This is a genomic window from Sphingobacteriaceae bacterium (assembly GCA_016715905.1).
GTDB lineage: Bacteria > Bacteroidota > Bacteroidia > B-17B0 > Aurantibacillaceae > Aurantibacillus.
In genome coordinates, this window is the sequence record JADJXI010000003.1 from 825,359 (window position 1) to 842,426 (window position 17,068).

The window sequence follows — 17,068 nt, forward strand, 5'->3', positions numbered from 1 at the left end:
TTTATTAAATATTATTATCCATTGGACCATTATCCTCCGGATTTGAATCATTTTTATTTTCCGGATTTTCTCCGTTTTCATTAGTGTCATTATTCTCTACTTCTTCTTCACGTTGCACTTTAGTTACTGCCGCAATTTCATCTGTATCGGAAATATTGATCAATTTAACACCTTGCGTTGCTCTGCCCATTACGCGCAAAGTATTAATGTTTAAGCGAATGGTAATTCCGTTTTTAGTAATAATCATTAAATCATCATCATCTGTTACAGATTGTATGCCTACTAAATTTCCGGTTTTGTCGGTGATATTTATCGTTTTTACACCTTTACCTCCACGGTTGGTAATTCTGTATTCATCCACATCACTTCTTTTGCCAAAGCCTTTTTCGGACACAACCAACACATTGGATTGAGGATTATCGATGCAGATCATACCAATCACTTCATTTTTATCACCTTCTTCATCATTTAAATCAATACCAATTACTCCACTGGCATTTCTTCCCATTGGACGAACTTTTTCTTCATTGAAACGACAAACTTTTCCTAATCGGGTGGCCAGCATAATTTCATCACTGCCTGTAGTTAAGGCAGCTTCCAATAAAACATCTCCATCGCGTATAGTTATTGCATTTATACCGCTGGTTCTTGGGCGTGAATAGGCCTCCAATGATGTTTTCTTAATAATTCCTTGTTTGGTACAAAGAATAATGAAATTATTATTGATATAATCCTGATCTTCTAAACTCTTAATTTTTATAAAGGCCTTTACCTTATCATCAGGAGCAATGCTTAACAGATTTTGCAAGGCTCTTCCTTTGCTTTGTTTATTTCCTTCCGGAACTTCATATCCACGCAGCCAATATACCTGTCCTTTTTCTGTAAACAACAATAAGTAATTGTGAGTAGAGGCAATAAACATATGTTGAATAAAATCTTCATCGCGTGTACTTGATCCTTTACTTCCTTTGCCGCCTCTGCCTTGTGCTCTGTATTCGTCCAGATTTGTACGTTTAATATAACCTAAATGAGAAATAGTAATTACCACATTTTCATCGGCAATCATATCTTCCATTTTGAAATCATCTCCTACGTAAACAATTTCACTTCTTCTTTCATCACCATATTTTTGTTTTACTTCTAATAATTCATCTTTGATAATTTGATAGCGCAAAGTTTCGTTATTTAAAATATCATTTAAACCGGCAATAGTTTTCATTAACTCATCATACTCTGCTTTTAATTTATCTCGTTCCAGACCGGTTAATGTTCTTAAACGCATATCTAAAATAGCGCGTGCTTGTATTTCGGATAAGTTGTATTTAGAAATTAATTCGTCTCTGGCTACATCCGGAGATTCACTTTCTCTAATGATTTTAATCACCTCATCTAAATGATCAATGGCAATTAATAATCCTTGCAAAATGTGCGCTCGTTTTTCAGCTTGGGCCAAATCGTACTTGGTACGTCGAACAACAACTTCATGACGATGTTCAACAAAATAGTGTATTTGTTGTTTTACGTTTAATACTTCCGGTCGTCCGTTTACCAAAACTACGTTATTAATTGAAAAAGAAGTTTGTAAAGCAGTGTATTTGTATAAATTATTTAAAACTACATTACTAATGGCATCTCTTCTGAGTTCATAAACAACACGAATTCCTTCGCGGTTACTTTCATCTCTTATTTCGCTGATGCCTTCAATTTTCTTCTCATTACAAAGTTCCCATTGCCTCTTTATCATTTCAGCTTTGTTGATTTGATATGGAACTTCGGTAACCACAATGCGTTCTCGGTCACCATTTTGTTCAATGATGGCTTTAGCGCGCATTACTACGCGTCCTCTTCCGGTTTCTAAAGCTTCTCTAACTCCTTCATAACCGTAAATTATTCCGCCGGTTGGAAAATCGGGCGCTTTAATAAATTTCATTAGAGCGGGAATATCAATTTCGCGATTATCAATGTATGCGATGGTTCCGTCAATTACTTCAGATAAATTGTGAGGAGCCATATTGGTAGCCATGCCCACTGCAATTCCGGAAGAACCATTGATTAATAAACAAGGAATTTTTGTTGGGAGTACAGTTGGTTCAGTTAAACTATCATCAAAGTTTGGTCGGAAATCAACCGTTTCTTTTTCGATATCTGCCATCATTTCTTCGGCAATTTTGCGGAAACGAACTTCTGTGTAACGCATTGCAGCCGGTGGATCTCCATCCATGCTACCGAAATTTCCTTGTCCATCAACTAACATATAGCGTAAGCTCCATTCTTGTGCCATACGAACCATAGTGTCATAAACACTGGCATCACCATGCGGATGGTATTTACCTAATACCTCCCCGACAATACGGGCTGATTTTTTATAAGGCCTGTTGTGCAATACGCCCAAATCCAACATTCCGTATAACACTCTTCGGTGTACCGGTTTTAAACCGTCGCGCACATCCGGTAATGCTCTAGATACAATAACCGACATCGAATAGTCGATGTAGGCCGTTTTCATTTCATCTTCAATATTGATTGGAATTATTTTTTCTCCGTCTGCCATAAAGTACTCGTTTTCTTATTTTGAATTAATGTAAAATATTATACGATTTTTTCCCTCCTTTCGGTGATCAATTTCTCAATGAAAAAATCAAGAAATGCAGGGAAATCATCGAACTGTTGAAAGTACCGAAAAATCAGGAATTGGGGCATAAACTTATCAACAAAAATTTTGTTAAAAAATGCACTCTTAAAAATATTCGAAGCGATTATTATAAACTATTTTTGAAATTGGCATTATTTATGTAACTTAACTAAACAAAGCTTATTAATTATGGAAGCAAAATTTTCACCCAGGGTAAAAGATGTTATTACATACAGTCGCGAAGAAGCTTTGCGCCTTGGACACGATTATATCGGAATTGAGCATTTGATGCTCGGAATGATTAGAGATGGTGATGGAGTTGGAATGCGACTCTTAAAGAATTTGGGTGTTGACTCACAAGAATTACGCAGAAGCATTGAACAAAATCTAACGCCGGGAATGAGAAAGTCAAATAATTTGGCCAACATTCCGCTTGTCAAACAAGCTGAAAAAACCTTAAAACTCACCTATTTAGAAGCAAAAACTTTTAAGTCGGTGCAAATTGGTACAGAGCATTTGTTGCTCTGTATTTTAAAAGACCTGGATAATATTGTCACTAAAACTTTATTAAAAAGTGGTGTAGACTACGATGCAACGCGCGCGGAGTTAGAAGGATTTTTAGATAATCCGGGAAGGATTGAAAATTCAGCTACGGGAAGTGATGATGATGATGCGGAAGAAACCGGATTCGGCGGCGGAAGCGGTGGTGGAACGGGTCAAAAAAAGCAGGGCGATACTAAGTCAAAAACGCCGGTTTTAGACAATTTTGGCAGAGACTTAACCAAAATGGCAGAAGACGGAAAATTAGACCCTGTAGTTGGTCGCGAAAAAGAAATTGAGCGAGTTTCACAAATTTTATCACGCAGAAAAAAGAATAATCCTATTTTAATTGGTGAACCCGGTGTAGGTAAATCTAGCATCGCAGAAGGTTTAGCATTACGCATTGTTCAGCGCAAAGTGAGTCGGGTTTTATTTAATAAGCGCGTAGTTACTTTAGATTTGGCTTCATTAGTTGCCGGAACAAAATATCGCGGACAATTTGAAGAGCGAATGAAAGCCGTGATGAATGAATTGGAAAAAAGTCCGGATGTAATTTTATTTATTGATGAAATTCATACCATTATTGGTGCGGGCGGTGCTAGCGGAAGTTTGGATGCCAGCAATATGTTTAAGCCTGCATTAGCCAGAGGAGAAATACAATGTATAGGAGCGACTACTTTGGATGAATACCGTCAATACATTGAAAAAGACGGAGCGTTGGAAAGAAGGTTTCAAAAAGTAATTGTTGAGCCTGCATCACAGGATGAAACATTACAGATTTTAAATAATATTAAATCAAAATACGAGGATCATCACAATGTAAAATACACGGATGAAGCTTTAAAAGCCTGTGTTACTTTAACCTCAAGATATATTACAGATAGGCATTTGCCGGATAAAGCCATTGATGCATTGGATGAGGCCGGAAGTCGCGTTCACATTACAAATATTAATGTTCCGCAAAATGTATTGGATATTGAGCAGAAAATAGAAGACATTAAAGAATTAAAAAATCAGGTTGTTCGCAGTCAGAAGTATGAAGAAGCTGCTCGTTTACGCGATACGGAAAAACAATTGCAATCACAATTAGAAGCTGCTAAAAAAGCTTGGGAAGAAGAAACCAAACAGAATCGGGTAACTGTGAGTGAAGATAATGTAGCTGAAGTGGTGAGTATGATGTCGGGCGTACCGGTTCAACGTGTGAATCAGAATGAAGGGGAGAAACTGGTGAAAATGAATGAACTTTTACAAGGTAAAGTAATTGGACAAGATGCAGCTTTAGCAAAAGTGGTGAAAGCCATTCAACGGAATAGAGCCGGATTAAAAGATCCGAATAAACCCATTGGCTCATTTATTTTCTTAGGACCTACCGGTGTAGGAAAAACGCAATTAGCCAAAGTGTTAGCCAAACATTTATTTGACAATGATGATGCGCTTATTCGTATTGACATGAGCGAGTATATGGAAAAATTTGCTGTTACACGTTTAATTGGTGCTCCTCCGGGATATGTAGGTTATGAAGAAGGTGGGCAATTAACAGAGAAGGTAAGACGCAGACCGTATGCTGTAGTACTATTGGATGAAATTGAAAAAGCCCATCCGGATGTGTTTAATATGTTGTTACAGGTTTTGGATGATGGACAGTTAACGGATAGTTTGGGTAGAAAAATTGATTTTAAGAACACCATCATTATTATGACTTCTAATATAGGTGCTCGGCAGTTAAAAGATTTCGGAACCGGTGTAGGATTCGGAACTTCCGCAAAGAATGACACTAAAGATGAAGCAGCAAAAGGTGTTATTGAAAATGCGTTAAAGAAAGCTTTTGCACCGGAGTTTTTAAACAGAATTGATGATGTGATTATGTTTAATTCTTTAGAACGAGCAGATATTCATAAAATTATTGATATAGAATTAGGTAATTTATTCGGAAGAGTAACAGGCTTGGGTTATACCATTAAAATCAGTGATGCTGCCAAAGATTATATTGTAGAAAAGGGGTTTGATCCGAATTATGGTGCTCGTCCGTTGAAACGGGCTATACAGAAGTACCTTGAAGATCCAATGGCTGAAGAAATCATCAAAAGCAATTTAACTGAAGGTGATGAAATTGAAGTAGACTACAATAAAGAGAAAGATGAAATTGTAGTTTCTGCACACAAACCTAAAGGTAGGCGAAGTAAAAAAGAAGATAAAGCATAATGTAAAATCCCCCAAATAAACTGGGGGATTTTTTTTAATCCATCCCCTTTAATTTAATGCTTAATTTAATGCTGTTATAATCACTCATGGGTAAATTGAATTTTGTAGAAGGCGCACGTGGATTTGCAGCATTGATTGTTGTATTCCAGCATCTCGCTTTAATTTTTTATCCTACATTATATACAGGTGATTCAGTTACTGCGCACTATTCTCCGGATCTTGAATTCTTTCTCGCAACTACACCTTTTAATATTTTTTACAACGGTAATTTTGCTGTGTGCGTTTTTTTTGTGCTAAGTGGATTTGTGCTCAGTAATAAATATTTTTTAAACCCTTCAATTTCTATTTTAATAGATTATAGCTTAAAAAGATATTTTAGATTATTGATTCCTGCAGCTTTCTCCGCAATTTTTGCTTTTTTGATGTTGTATGTTTTTAAGCCAGATTTTTTTATAACTGAATCTGTTACAAATGCCGGACCCTGGTTAAAAGGACTGTTTGCCGATAAGCCTGGTTGTTTTGATTTTGTTTATACCATGTTTATTGATGTTTTTATAAATGGGAATAATAAATACAATCCGGTGTTATGGACTATGGGCGTTGAGTTTTTAGGGTCATTATTGTTATTTGCTGTTTTGGCTTTAACGCATGTTATAGTCAATAAAAATAAAATGTTTATTCTAATTATTTCTGTCTTATTTATTTTTAAGTTACACTTTTACGCAGCTTTTTTTATTGGATCATTAATCTGTTACAATTATCAAAAATCGGATAAATCACTAAATAAATTTGTGACTTTGAGTCTATTAATAATTGGAGTGTATTTTGCTTCTTATCCTACAAGCTGGCAATACATGAATCAATCTATTTACAAACCTTTTCTTTGGCTTCAAATGGATTTTATGAATTATGCTTTAGTAATTGGTTCTGGAATTTTATTTTATTTGTTAACTAAAAGTATTCTATTTCAGAAATTATTATCGAATGCGTTTTTCAAGTTACTAGGGAAGATTTCTTTTTCTATGTACCTGATTCATCTGGTTATTTTAATTACAGTAACTCGATATTTATTTCATTATTTTTTATTGTCTCATTCTTATAATATCTCCTGTTTAATAGCTTGTTCTATTTCAATACCAATTATTTTCTTGTGTGCTTATATAGTTTATTTATTTATAGATAAACCTTCCATATCCATTTCAAATTATTTAGGCAAACGTTTGAGTGAAATAATAAACACTTGAAAAACAGTGTATTAACAGAAATTCAAGAATAAGTACCAACCAATTTAATTTCACTAACGTATTTAATGAGTAACAAGTTAATTACTCACTGTTTTTGTTGAGTTTCGTACTTCGGTACAATTTAAATCCTCTTCGTGTGTGTGTCGAAGGGGATTTTTTTTAAAATGCTTTATTAATTCCCAACATCCATCTGAACTGAATATAATCGCTTTCCTCATATGGCAGTCGGTTAATGAAAAATGGAACATCAAATCGTATGGTTAATGGTTTTAAACCATGCAAAGAACCCCACCGAACAATGCTAAGTGTGGTACCAACTCCGGCATCCACCATTACATCTGTCATCACATTTGCTGTACCCGGTTTGTTCTTATTGATGATTCCGGCATCACCAAAGAAATAAGGTTGAATTTTGATACTGTTTTTTAAAAACTTAGGATTCATAAATGAAAATAATTCACCAAATTCTATTTCAGTATTGAAAGAAGCGCCTGTTATCCCTTTGTATTGATAACTATAGGTACCATCGGGATTTAATTCGGCAAGCAAATAACCCGAAAAGCCACGTAAGTTTAAACCGCCACCTGCAGTGAAATGATTGGTAACATTACCATATCCGGCCCAATCGGTAGGGAAAAATCCAACAGACCGGGTAAATTTATTTTCCATTAATTCTTCGTTGTTAGCACCTGCAGCAAATAACATCGATTCGGAAGGCAGTTTAGTTCCGAATCCAATTTGACCGAATACCCTGGTGTTAATATTAATTTTGCCCAAATCATTTTTATTCACACTACAAATACTTGCTGCCGAAAAATCATAATCATTGGTGAAAGCCGCAGACCGTAAGTTGATTAATATATTTCCTGTGCCTCGTGGGTAACGGTAATTATGTTCCAGTCCTAAATGAATTGCGCTATTTAGTTTTTGATATCCCCATTCTCTGCCATTCATCAAATAAACCATATCACGCGGCAAATCTCTTAACATCGCTTTCACATGGGCGTAATATCTGGTTTTATCATTGTTGCTGAATTTTTCAATTCCTGCGGTTGCACCATCTAATCCGTCTAAAGATTTCGCTTGAAGATATATATTTGATTTTTTAATGATGCGGTGAATACTTGTTTTATAGTTAAAAATAAAGGAGAATAAATTAAACTTATTTATAGCCACGGTTGAATCAAAAGACATTTGTCCTAAACCTGAAGATAACCAACCGGTAATGTCAAATGTATGTTTGGTTTGTAAATAATCACCGCTCAAGGCAGCTCCAAATTTTAATCCGTCATAGCCATTATACCAAATAGCCGGACGGACGCGCATATCATACTTTCTCCAATTTGGCGGATTATACACTTTTGAATCAAAACGCAACGAAAATTTGCCCTTCTTAATATTGTTGGTCATATCCACATCGGCTAATCGGTAAGAAGGATCAATAATTACATTTTTTATTCCGTTGTTAATTTGTAAACTGGCTGTATAACTGGTTTTTAATTTGGGTCCCCAACCAATCCAACGCGGAAGGGTATTCGCGCGTGTTGGTTTTTCAAACCAGTTATTGGGTATATAATAATGTCGTGCCGAATCACTTTTGTCAATCACTACAAAGTCAAGCGGCATTTGCATTTCTCCTTTTCGTTTAAAAGTGATTTGGTAATTTCCTTTTCCTTTATTTTTTATTCTTCCAATTTTATAATCTATTGTTTTGTTGGTTTCTAACCATTGGTCGAAAAACCAATTCAAATCTATTCCGGTAAATTGTATGATAGAATTCCGGAAATCTTCAGGGTAGGGATGGCAAAATTTCCATTGGTTAAAATAATGTTGCATGGCTTTATCAAAAAGCGCTCTTCCTAAAACGTATTCCAGGTTTTTGAGCATTGTAGCCGTTTTAGTATATACTTGTGAGTAACCGCCACCGTGTCTTATCGCTCCATTAAAATCATCGCTATGTGTATTTAAAGTTGCTTCTTCTTTTCTAATTACCGTATTCCGAAAATAACCACCGTAAATTTCATTATCTAACACGCGTTGTGGTTCCATAAACCTTTGTAAATATTTACTTTTTGGTTTTGGTGTAATTTCAATAGCGCCATCAATGAATTGGTAAGTATCAGCTGTATAAAATTGCGTGAAACCTTCATCGAGAAAAGCTCTGTAATTTTCATTACTCCCAACCATTCCCATAAACCAGTTATGTGTCATTTCATGTATAATTAAAGAACGATAACCCGGATCGAAACCGCCACATAAAGTTAGCATGGGATATTCCATTCCATCCTGCGCATCGGCAACAATCATTTTGGGGTAATGATAAGCTCCAATGTTATAAGAATTCACTTCCATTATTTTAGCAATATATTGCGAAGCATTATACCATCCGGCAGCATGCGGCTCTTGCACCATCGCTATGCATCGTACGCCATTCCAATTGCTTTCGCCTATGCGGTAATTCGGGTCAGCCGTAAAGGCAAAATCGTGTACATTAATGGCACTGAATTTCCAGGTTTTTTTTGTGCCATCGCGAGGAGTGATAATGGAAGGTGGAGAATTGAAAGGTTTTTTGAGAAAATTATGGATATCTAATTTTTGCCTCAATTCCATAGGTAAAACCTCAATCTCATTGGTTAAAACGCCGGTTCCATCAGCCACATAATGCGAAGGCATAGTAATTTCAACATGGAAAGATCCGTAATCGCCATAAAATTCATGATCCATGTGTTGATCAGTGTTCCAGATAAACTTTCGATCGATTACACTTACCCGTGGATACCAATGCACTAAATCATAGTGTTTCTGACCAAATGAATTAAACATTTTCATTCGGTTACGAATCACTTCTTTATCGAAATAAGTTTTGAAATCGATTTGTAAGGTTACCGATTCGCCGGAACGTAAAATTTTTGGTAAGTATACTTTAAGAATAGTATTATCAAGTTCTGTTTTAAGTTCTGTGTCATTGCTGCTTATTTTTTCTATGGTTGTTCCTAAACCTTCTTTTCTGTATTTGCTGTATTTTAATTTATAATCATTGTTTTTATACAAGTCGGATAAATAAGAGCCTTTGGCTTGTGCATTATTAAATAGATGTACATAAATAAAAGAAATATCATAGGGCGAATTATTCCAGTAAATAATTTCCTCTTGTCCAGAACAAATATCTGTACTGTCATTAATTTCCGCTTTAATATTATAATGTATATCCTGCTGCCAATAACCTTCGTATGGTTTTCTGTTTTTCCAATACAAGGGATTTGTGGTGGAGCGATAGTCAATATATTCGTTTTGAGATAGCCATTCAGGAGCCGATAAAACCAATAAAAACAGTACAAAAACACGACCAAAATTCATACTTAATAGTATTAAAAAACTAAAGGTAAGCTTTTATGCCAAAAAAGCATAAAACCACTATTTTTAACGCTTAATGGTTAATATTTATCGATGAAATTGCGGAGTTATGCTAAAGATTAGCTAATTTTGCCACTTTTTAAGCGCAATTAGCAAGCATGACCAGATTACTTTTATCCTTCCTTTTAATTTCTAGTTTTTTAACTCAAGCACAACAAATTTTCATTCATTTTGAAGGACGTGTATTTGATGAAAACAGTCAGGTAATAGGCGGAGCTTCCGTTTTAGTGAAGCAAAATAGTTTGGTGTATAATTCATTTAGTACGGATGGGGAAGGTGACTATAATTTGTATTTGCCGCTTAACGGAGAATATCAAGTAATTATTTCTAAAGAAGGTTATGTTGCGAAAAAATATGTTGTAAACACACAAAATATACCGGCGGATAAATCTAAAACTCCTTTTGCTGATCATGTAGCTAATGTGGTATTATTTACATTTTACGAAGGAGTTGATTACTCTTTATTCGATGAACCCATGAATGTGTACTCATACAATAAAACCAGAGATAATATTTGTTTTGACGCGGACTATTTACATTCGAAAAAAGAAGCCATGAAAGAATTACGAAAAGAACAAGTAAAGGCTTATTTAGCAAAACTCAAAGCAGATTACCAATTAAAATTAGGAGAAGAAGAGCGAATTAAAAGGCAAATAGAGGATCAATTGAGGCAGCAAGAGGAAATTAAGATTTGTGAAATGGAAAACACTTTACAAATAATGCTTAATCAGGTAGAATGTGAATTGGCGGTTTTGAGTGAATCAACTGAAATGTTAAAGAAATCGGATGTAAAAAGCTATAAAAAAAGCGTAGAAGAGCAGGTATTTGAAAGCAAAGAAATTTTTGCTATACAACGTATTGTAGCAGTAAACGGTAAGGTTTGGATTTATGTGAAAAAGAGATTTCATTGGGGTGGTGTAGTATTTTACCGGGATAAGGAAGTGATTACAGAAGGAATATTTGAGCAAGAAACCAAAAAATCTTGAATTTTAGGCAAAAAAGCCCTTTAAATTTGGCTCGGAATTCAAACTTTTAAGTATATTTGCACCCCAATAAAAAATAAAAATGAGCAAACGCTACGAGACGGTCTTCATTTTAACTCCCGTTTTGTCTGATGATCAGGCAAAGGAGGCCGCGAAAAAATTTAAAAAGTCCATTACCGATTTGGGGGGCAAAATCGTTAATGAAGAGCATTGGGGCCTAAAAAAATTGGCCTATCCTATCCAGAAAAAAACTACAGGATTTTATCAATTATTTGAATTCTCAGGTGAGGGTGAAGAAATTGTTTCTAATCTTGAGGTTGCGTATAAACGTGATGAAAGAGTATTACGTTTTTTAACTGTGGCACTTGACAAGCATGCTATTGCATATGCTGATAAGCGTAAAGGCAAAGTGTCTGAAGCGAAGTCGAAGAAAAAGGAAAGTGCAGCTTAATAATTTAAAAAAGTAAAAGAAATGGCACAAAACGATATACGTTATCTGAATCCCCCAACAGTGGAGGCTAAGAAGAAAAAATACTGTCGCTTTAAGAAAAGCGGAATTAAATATATAGATTATAAGGATCCTGATTTTTTATTGAAGTTTGTTAACGAACAAGGTAAATTGTTGCCTCGTCGTTTAACAGGTACTTCTTTAAAATTTCAAAGAAAGGTTGCGCAGGCCGTGAAACGTTCACGTCACTTAGCATTAATGCCTTATGTAGCTGACTTGTTAAAATAAAAGGAGGAAAGAAAAATGGAAGTTATTTTAAAACAAGATATAAAAGGTTTAGGATATAAAAATGACATGGTAACCGTTCGTAACGGTTATGGTAGAAATTTTTTGTTACCTAAGGGAATGGCCGTATTGGCAACCGACAGCGCTAAGAAAATGCATGCTGAAATATTAAAGCAATCAGCTTTTAAAGAAGAAAAGTTACGTGCTGAAGCTGTGGTAAATGCTGAAAAATTGGCAAATGTTACAGTAAAAGTTGGAGCTAAAGCCGGTGAAAATGGTAAAATTTTCGGTTCTGTAACCACTATTCAGGTTGCTGATGCTTTGCTTAAAGCCGGATTTAATGTAGAACGTAAGAACATTGAAATTAACGGAGAAAGCGTAAAGCAACTAGGAACATATAGTGCAAAAGTGCGTTTATTTAAAGAAATTACTGCAAATGTAAATTTTGAAGTAGTTGCTGAATAATTAGTATTTAATATTTAAAAAGCCTTCGTTTTATAAAAGCGAAGGCTTTTTTGTTTTTTTTTACTTTAGTTTCTGCGATATTTATCATGAAAATCGTTAATTATTCAATAAAATGATTGTTTTTAAAAAAAACGGTTTATTATTGTAGTGGAATAATGGTAAAAATCAGCACACATAGCATTGAAATTTCGGTAGAAACAAAATACCTTTCGCAGCAAAGTTTGCCGCGCGAGAATCATTATTTCTTTGTTTATTTTATTAAAATCCAAAACAAAAGCGAATTTACTGTTCAGTTACTTTCACGACACTGGGATATATTTGACAGTAACGGAGAGAAACGAGTTGTAGAAGGTGAGGGAGTGGTAGGTGAAACTCCGGTGCTGGAGCCGGGCGAAAGCTACGAGTACAATAGTGGATGCAATTTACTCACCGATATGGGTTATATGAAAGGATTTTACACCATGCAGCGAATTTTAGACGGGCAAAAATTTAATGCCGAAATTCCAAGATTTGAATTAATCGTGCCGGCCAAAATGAATTAATTTACCCTACAAAATCGGTCAAAATATTTATGCGCATCCGGGTCGCCAAGGCTTTCGGCTTTGGATAAATCGTCACAAGCTCCATGTTTATCTTTACTGTTTAATTTAATACACGCTCTTCTGAAATAAGCTTCGGCATAATTGAATTTTAATTTAATGGCTTGGTCCATATCTTTTAATGCTTCTACATAGCTTTTGTTTTGATTTTTTGCTATTCCTCTGTGACAATAATTTACCGGATTTTTTGGATTCAATTTTATTGCCTTATCTAAGTCATCTATAGCTCCACTGTTATCACCAATATTGATTTTTGCATTGGCCCTGAAGGTAAAAGCTTCTTCATCTTTTTCATCATTATCAATCACCACCGACCAATCTTTAATGGACCCTTGATAATCACGAATATTAAACTTACTTATTGCTCTAAGTTTATAATAGTAATAATCTATTTCTTTTTCAGGCATAGCGTTTATCGCTTCATCCAGTTCGGGTATGGCTCTAGTATAATCTTTCATGGTATATCTTATTTCACCTCTCAGTTTTAATGCATTTAAGTAATCAGGCTTCCAATCAAGGGCAGTAATAAGTGTAAGAATTGCCGGCTTATAACTTTTCCCTTTAAACATGAGCATGGCCTGATAATAATACAATTCCGGATCATCAATTTTTTTTCGTTTAGAAATGGCGACCGCGCTGTCTATAGCTTTTTTTGCCCTCGGGAAATCTAACACGTCATGATAAATCATTCCTTGCACCCGTAAAGCCTCAAAACTTAAAGGTCTTATTTTTTCTGCTCTTAGAATGTTTTTTTCTGCATCATCAAATCGGTCTAATTTGTAATAGATATATGCAATTCTTACATACGCTTGATAAAAATCCGGATGTTCTTTTATAATTTTTTTAAATATGGGCCAAGCATCGTTAAATTTACCGGAATCAACTAAGGCCATGCCATTTCGATAAGCCTTAATATATTCGGCGGTTGTATCAATAACAGGTTCGTCGTCGTCATTGTTATATTCATCTACTTCTTCAGTATAATTTGCGTGTTTTGTAACGCTATCCGTTGGTGATTCCTGAGCAGGAATCACAAAATTTAACAAAATAAATAATATTATTAATGTGCTGTATTTTATTTCAATAAGTCTGCTCATTCCTTTGAAATACATTCATTTTTTATTATCTTTATAACAATTCTAACAAATATAAGTTTTATGCCCGGCTCTTTTACATTGATAATTATAATTTTAATAACGTTAACATTGTTGCTTTCCATTGTCACTGTACAGCAAGGTAAGGTGGCCGTTACTACTATTTTTGGAAAGTTCAGCAGAATATTAAGTCCGGGGTTAAATTTCAGAATTCCAATTATTGAGCGGGTTTTCAAAAAAATATCCGTTCAAAACCGAAGTGCCGAATTAGGTTTTCAAGCTGTAACTATTGATCAGGCCAATGTAAATTTTACCGCCATGTTATTGTACTCTGTAATCAATAGTGATCCTGAAACCATAAAGAGTGTTGCATTTAAATTTGTGGATGAAAGAAATTTTATGCAGGCTTTGGTTCGTTCTATCGAAGGTTCGGTTCGTGCTTTTGTTGCAACTAAAAAACAAGCGGAAGTTTTATCTCTACGTAGAGATATTGTTGATGCGGTGAAAGACCAGTTGGATCAAATTCTAGAAGGTTGGGGTTATCATCTGATAGATTTACAATTGAATGACATAACATTTGATGAAGAGGTGATGCGTTCAATGGCCAAAGTGGTTGCCAGTAATAACTTAAAAGCAGCGGCTGAAAATGAAGGTCAGGCGTTATTGATTACTAAAACTAAAGCGGCAGAAGCAGATGGTAATGCCATAAAAATTTCTGCGCAGGCAGAAAAAGATGCCTCGCAATTAAAAGGTCAAGGTATTGCACTTTTCCGTCAGGAGGTAGCCAAAGGTATGGCCGGCGCTGCTAAAGAAATGAAAGAAGCGGAATTAGATGCTTCTTTGATATTGTTCAGTATGTGGACAGAATCTGTGAAAAACTTTGCACAAGAGGGAAAAGGAAATGTGATATTTTTGGATGGAAGTTTGGATGGAATGCAAAATAGCTTAAAACAAATGATGGCTTTAAATCAGCTACATCAAAACAAAAAAGATTAAATAACAAACACAAATAAACATGAAAAAACATCTATCAATTCTTGGTCTAGCTGTAGCGCTCCTTAGCGGTTTAAACAGTTTTGGTCAATCGAATAAAGTTTATCCTTGCGGTACTTACGAAGCAATGGAAGCGTATTTCGAGTCTAATCCTGAAGCGCGCAAGTTGTATGAACAAAAACAAGAACAATTAAATAAAGATGCTCTTGCGTATAAAAACAATCAAAATAAAACATTAGCACCTCCAATTTATACCATTCCGGTTGTGTTTCATGTTTTACATCAAGGTGGTGCTGAAAATTTACCGGATGCAGATATGATTTCTGCTTTACAATGGGTGAATGATGATTTTGCAAAAGCACATGGAGATGCTTCGTTAACAGCTGCTCCGTTTAGCTCGCTTTATATTAATTCCGAAATCAAATTAATGTTGGCCAAAAAAGATCCTGCAGGCAATTGCACTAACGGAATTATTAGACATGTGGATGCGAAAACAAATTGGAGCCAATCATCAGCATTGAGTGGCGCTTATTGGAACTATACTTGGGATCCTACAAAATATTTAAATATTTACGTAGTTGGAAACATAGTGCCTCAAGGAACGGTAACCGGTGGCGGAATTATTGTGGGTTATACTTACAAGCCGGGCACATGGCCTTCCGGAGATCCGCACGATGCTATCGTTTATCGCTTTAACTTTTTACAGAATGCACAAGCCCGTTCATTAACACATGAAGTGGGACATTGGTTAAATCTATCACATACTTGGGGGAATACTAACGCTCCTGGAGTTGCTTGTGGAGATGACGGATGCGCAGATACCCCCGATACCAAAAGGAAATTTCACGGGGTGCCCATCCAGTTTATCTGGTAATACTTGTCCGGGAAGCGGGGGATTAGATAATATTCAAAACATCATGAATTATTCTGACTGCCCGATTAATTTCACAACAGATCAAACAAACAGAATGCGTACGGCACTTGCTACAGGTGGTGGTTCCGGCAGAAATAATCTATGGTCAGGAACAAATTTAACAGCAACCGATGTAAATGGTTCCGGAATTTGTGCTCCTATTGCCGACATTATATCAAATAATTTAAGTTATACGGTTTGTTCAGGTAGTTCTTTAATCATGAAGAGTGCTTCCTATAACGGTACTATTGCCTCTTATGCTTGGGCCGTTTCTTCAGGTACGGCTGCAACGCCAACGGCTTCTCAAACATCCATTGTATTTCCAACTCCGGGTACTAGTATAGTTACATTAACTGTTACGAACGGAACCGGTTCAAGTTCTGTTTCTAAAACAATTACAGTGTTAGATGGTTCTGTTCAAGTTCCAAATAATTATTTTGAAAGCTTTGAAGCACCGGGATTACCTGCAAATTGGACTGTTGTAAATAACAATGGAGGTTCAGTTACCTGGGCGCAAACTAATCAGGCTGCAATTGATGGAACGAGCTCCTATTATATTCGTGGTGCAACCAACTTTGCTAATCACATTGATTATTTAGTTATGCCGGTTATAAATCCGCAATTAAATGTAAATAATACGGTATTTACATTTAAGTATGCTTACGCTAGAGCGTCAGCAAGTAACAACGATAAATTTGAAGTGCAAGGTTCTATTGATTGTGGCGGAACGTGGAACACAATTATTGGATTAAGCGCTGCTACTATGGCGAGTGGTTCAGGTGGTGTGACTTCAAGTCCTTATACTCCTGCAGCAAGTGAATGGAAATTATATGATGTTTACGCACACCCGAATTGGTTTACTTACACTGGTTATCCTAGTGTTATGGTTCGTTTCATGTTCCAAGAAGATGTAGGTGGTGTTGGATTTGGAAACAACTTCTTTTTGGATGATATTATTTTCTCAGATCCTAATGGTGTAAATGAATTAACCAAGAGTTTAAGTTTCAGAATGGCACCAAATCCTACTAACGGGCAAACTGCTTTGATGTTTAATTTACATGACGCATCTAAAGTATCCGTTGAAGTTTTAGACATCATGGGTAGACAAGTTTTACCTACAGAAAATTATAATTTAAATCCAGGTGAACAATCAATTGATGTAAATAAAAATAAAACATTAAGTCATGGAATTTATTTTGTAAATGTGAGTGTTAATGGAGCTGTAATGAGCAGAAAATTAATCATTGACTAATTTT

13 protein-coding genes are annotated in these 17,068 nt (G+C 35.4%); 10 read left to right on the forward strand and 3 right to left on the reverse strand.

Going from position 1 to position 17,068, the window contains the following annotated elements:
• Window positions 1-4 precede the first annotated feature (4 nt).
• On the reverse strand, window positions 5-2,551 hold the full coding sequence (gene gyrA, locus IPM51_03960) for a DNA gyrase subunit A (GenBank protein ID MBK9283455.1): 2,547 nt from the start codon (window positions 2,549-2,551) through the stop codon (window positions 5-7).
• A 270-nt stretch (window positions 2,552-2,821) separates the two neighbouring features.
• Between gyrA and IPM51_03965 the strand changes: the two genes are divergently transcribed.
• Window positions 2,822-5,374, forward strand: a complete 2,553-nt coding sequence (locus IPM51_03965; protein MBK9283456.1) for an ATP-dependent Clp protease ATP-binding subunit — start codon at window positions 2,822-2,824, stop codon at window positions 5,372-5,374.
• An 86-nt stretch (window positions 5,375-5,460) separates the two neighbouring features.
• Window positions 5,461-6,618 (forward strand): acyltransferase, encoded by a 1,158-nt coding sequence (locus IPM51_03970; protein ID MBK9283457.1) that lies wholly within the window; start codon window positions 5,461-5,463, stop codon window positions 6,616-6,618.
• Between the two features lie 159 nt (window positions 6,619-6,777).
• Here IPM51_03970 and IPM51_03975 read toward each other — a convergent pair whose 3' ends face one another.
• Window positions 6,778-9,975, reverse strand: a complete 3,198-nt coding sequence (locus IPM51_03975; GenBank protein ID MBK9283458.1) for a M1 family metallopeptidase — start codon at window positions 9,973-9,975, stop codon at window positions 6,778-6,780.
• 155 nt (window positions 9,976-10,130) lie between these two features.
• Between IPM51_03975 and IPM51_03980 the strand changes: the two genes are divergently transcribed.
• The 5 genes from IPM51_03980 to apaG all read left to right on the forward strand — a co-directional run bounded on the left by IPM51_03980 (window position 10,131) and on the right by apaG (window position 12,755).
• On the forward strand, window positions 10,131-11,018 hold the full coding sequence (locus IPM51_03980) for a carboxypeptidase regulatory-like domain-containing protein (protein ID MBK9283459.1): 888 nt from the start codon (window positions 10,131-10,133) through the stop codon (window positions 11,016-11,018).
• A gap of 79 nt (window positions 11,019-11,097) precedes the next feature.
• Window positions 11,098-11,466, forward strand: coding sequence for a 30S ribosomal protein S6 (locus IPM51_03985; protein MBK9283460.1), 369 nt, complete (start codon window positions 11,098-11,100; stop codon window positions 11,464-11,466).
• Window positions 11,467-11,487: 21 nt separating this feature from the next.
• Window positions 11,488-11,751, forward strand: coding sequence for a 30S ribosomal protein S18 (locus IPM51_03990; protein ID MBK9283461.1), 264 nt, complete (start codon window positions 11,488-11,490; stop codon window positions 11,749-11,751).
• Window positions 11,752-11,766: 15 nt separating this feature from the next.
• Window positions 11,767-12,213, forward strand: a complete 447-nt coding sequence (locus tag IPM51_03995) for a 50S ribosomal protein L9 (protein MBK9283462.1) — start codon at window positions 11,767-11,769, stop codon at window positions 12,211-12,213.
• A gap of 155 nt (window positions 12,214-12,368) precedes the next feature.
• Complete coding sequence (gene apaG, locus IPM51_04000) at window positions 12,369-12,755, forward strand: Co2+/Mg2+ efflux protein ApaG (protein MBK9283463.1); 387 nt, start codon at window positions 12,369-12,371, stop codon at window positions 12,753-12,755.
• Here the strand turns inward: apaG and IPM51_04005 are convergent.
• Window positions 12,752-13,909, reverse strand: a complete 1,158-nt coding sequence (locus tag IPM51_04005; GenBank protein MBK9283464.1) for a tetratricopeptide repeat protein — start codon at window positions 13,907-13,909, stop codon at window positions 12,752-12,754. The genes apaG and IPM51_04005 overlap by 4 nt on opposite strands.
• 60 nt (window positions 13,910-13,969) lie before the next feature.
• Between IPM51_04005 and IPM51_04010 the strand changes: the two genes are divergently transcribed.
• Genes IPM51_04010 through IPM51_04020 form a run of 3 tightly spaced genes read left to right on the forward strand, consistent with a single transcriptional unit; the run spans window position 13,970 to window position 17,064 of the window.
• Window positions 13,970-14,902 carry an SPFH domain-containing protein gene (locus tag IPM51_04010; protein MBK9283465.1) on the forward strand — a complete coding sequence of 311 codons (933 nt, stop codon included), beginning with the start codon at window positions 13,970-13,972 and terminating at the stop codon, window positions 14,900-14,902.
• Window positions 14,903-14,921: 19 nt separating this feature from the next.
• A complete protein-coding gene (locus tag IPM51_04015) occupies window positions 14,922-15,773 on the forward strand; it encodes a hypothetical protein (GenBank protein MBK9283466.1) in 852 nt (283 codons plus the stop codon).
• Entirely contained in the window at window positions 15,703-17,064 is a 1,362-nt protein-coding gene (locus IPM51_04020; GenBank protein ID MBK9283467.1) for a T9SS type A sorting domain-containing protein, read from the forward strand. Before IPM51_04015 ends, IPM51_04020 begins: the two co-directional genes overlap by 71 nt.
• The last annotated feature ends 4 nt before the right edge of the window (window positions 17,065-17,068 follow it).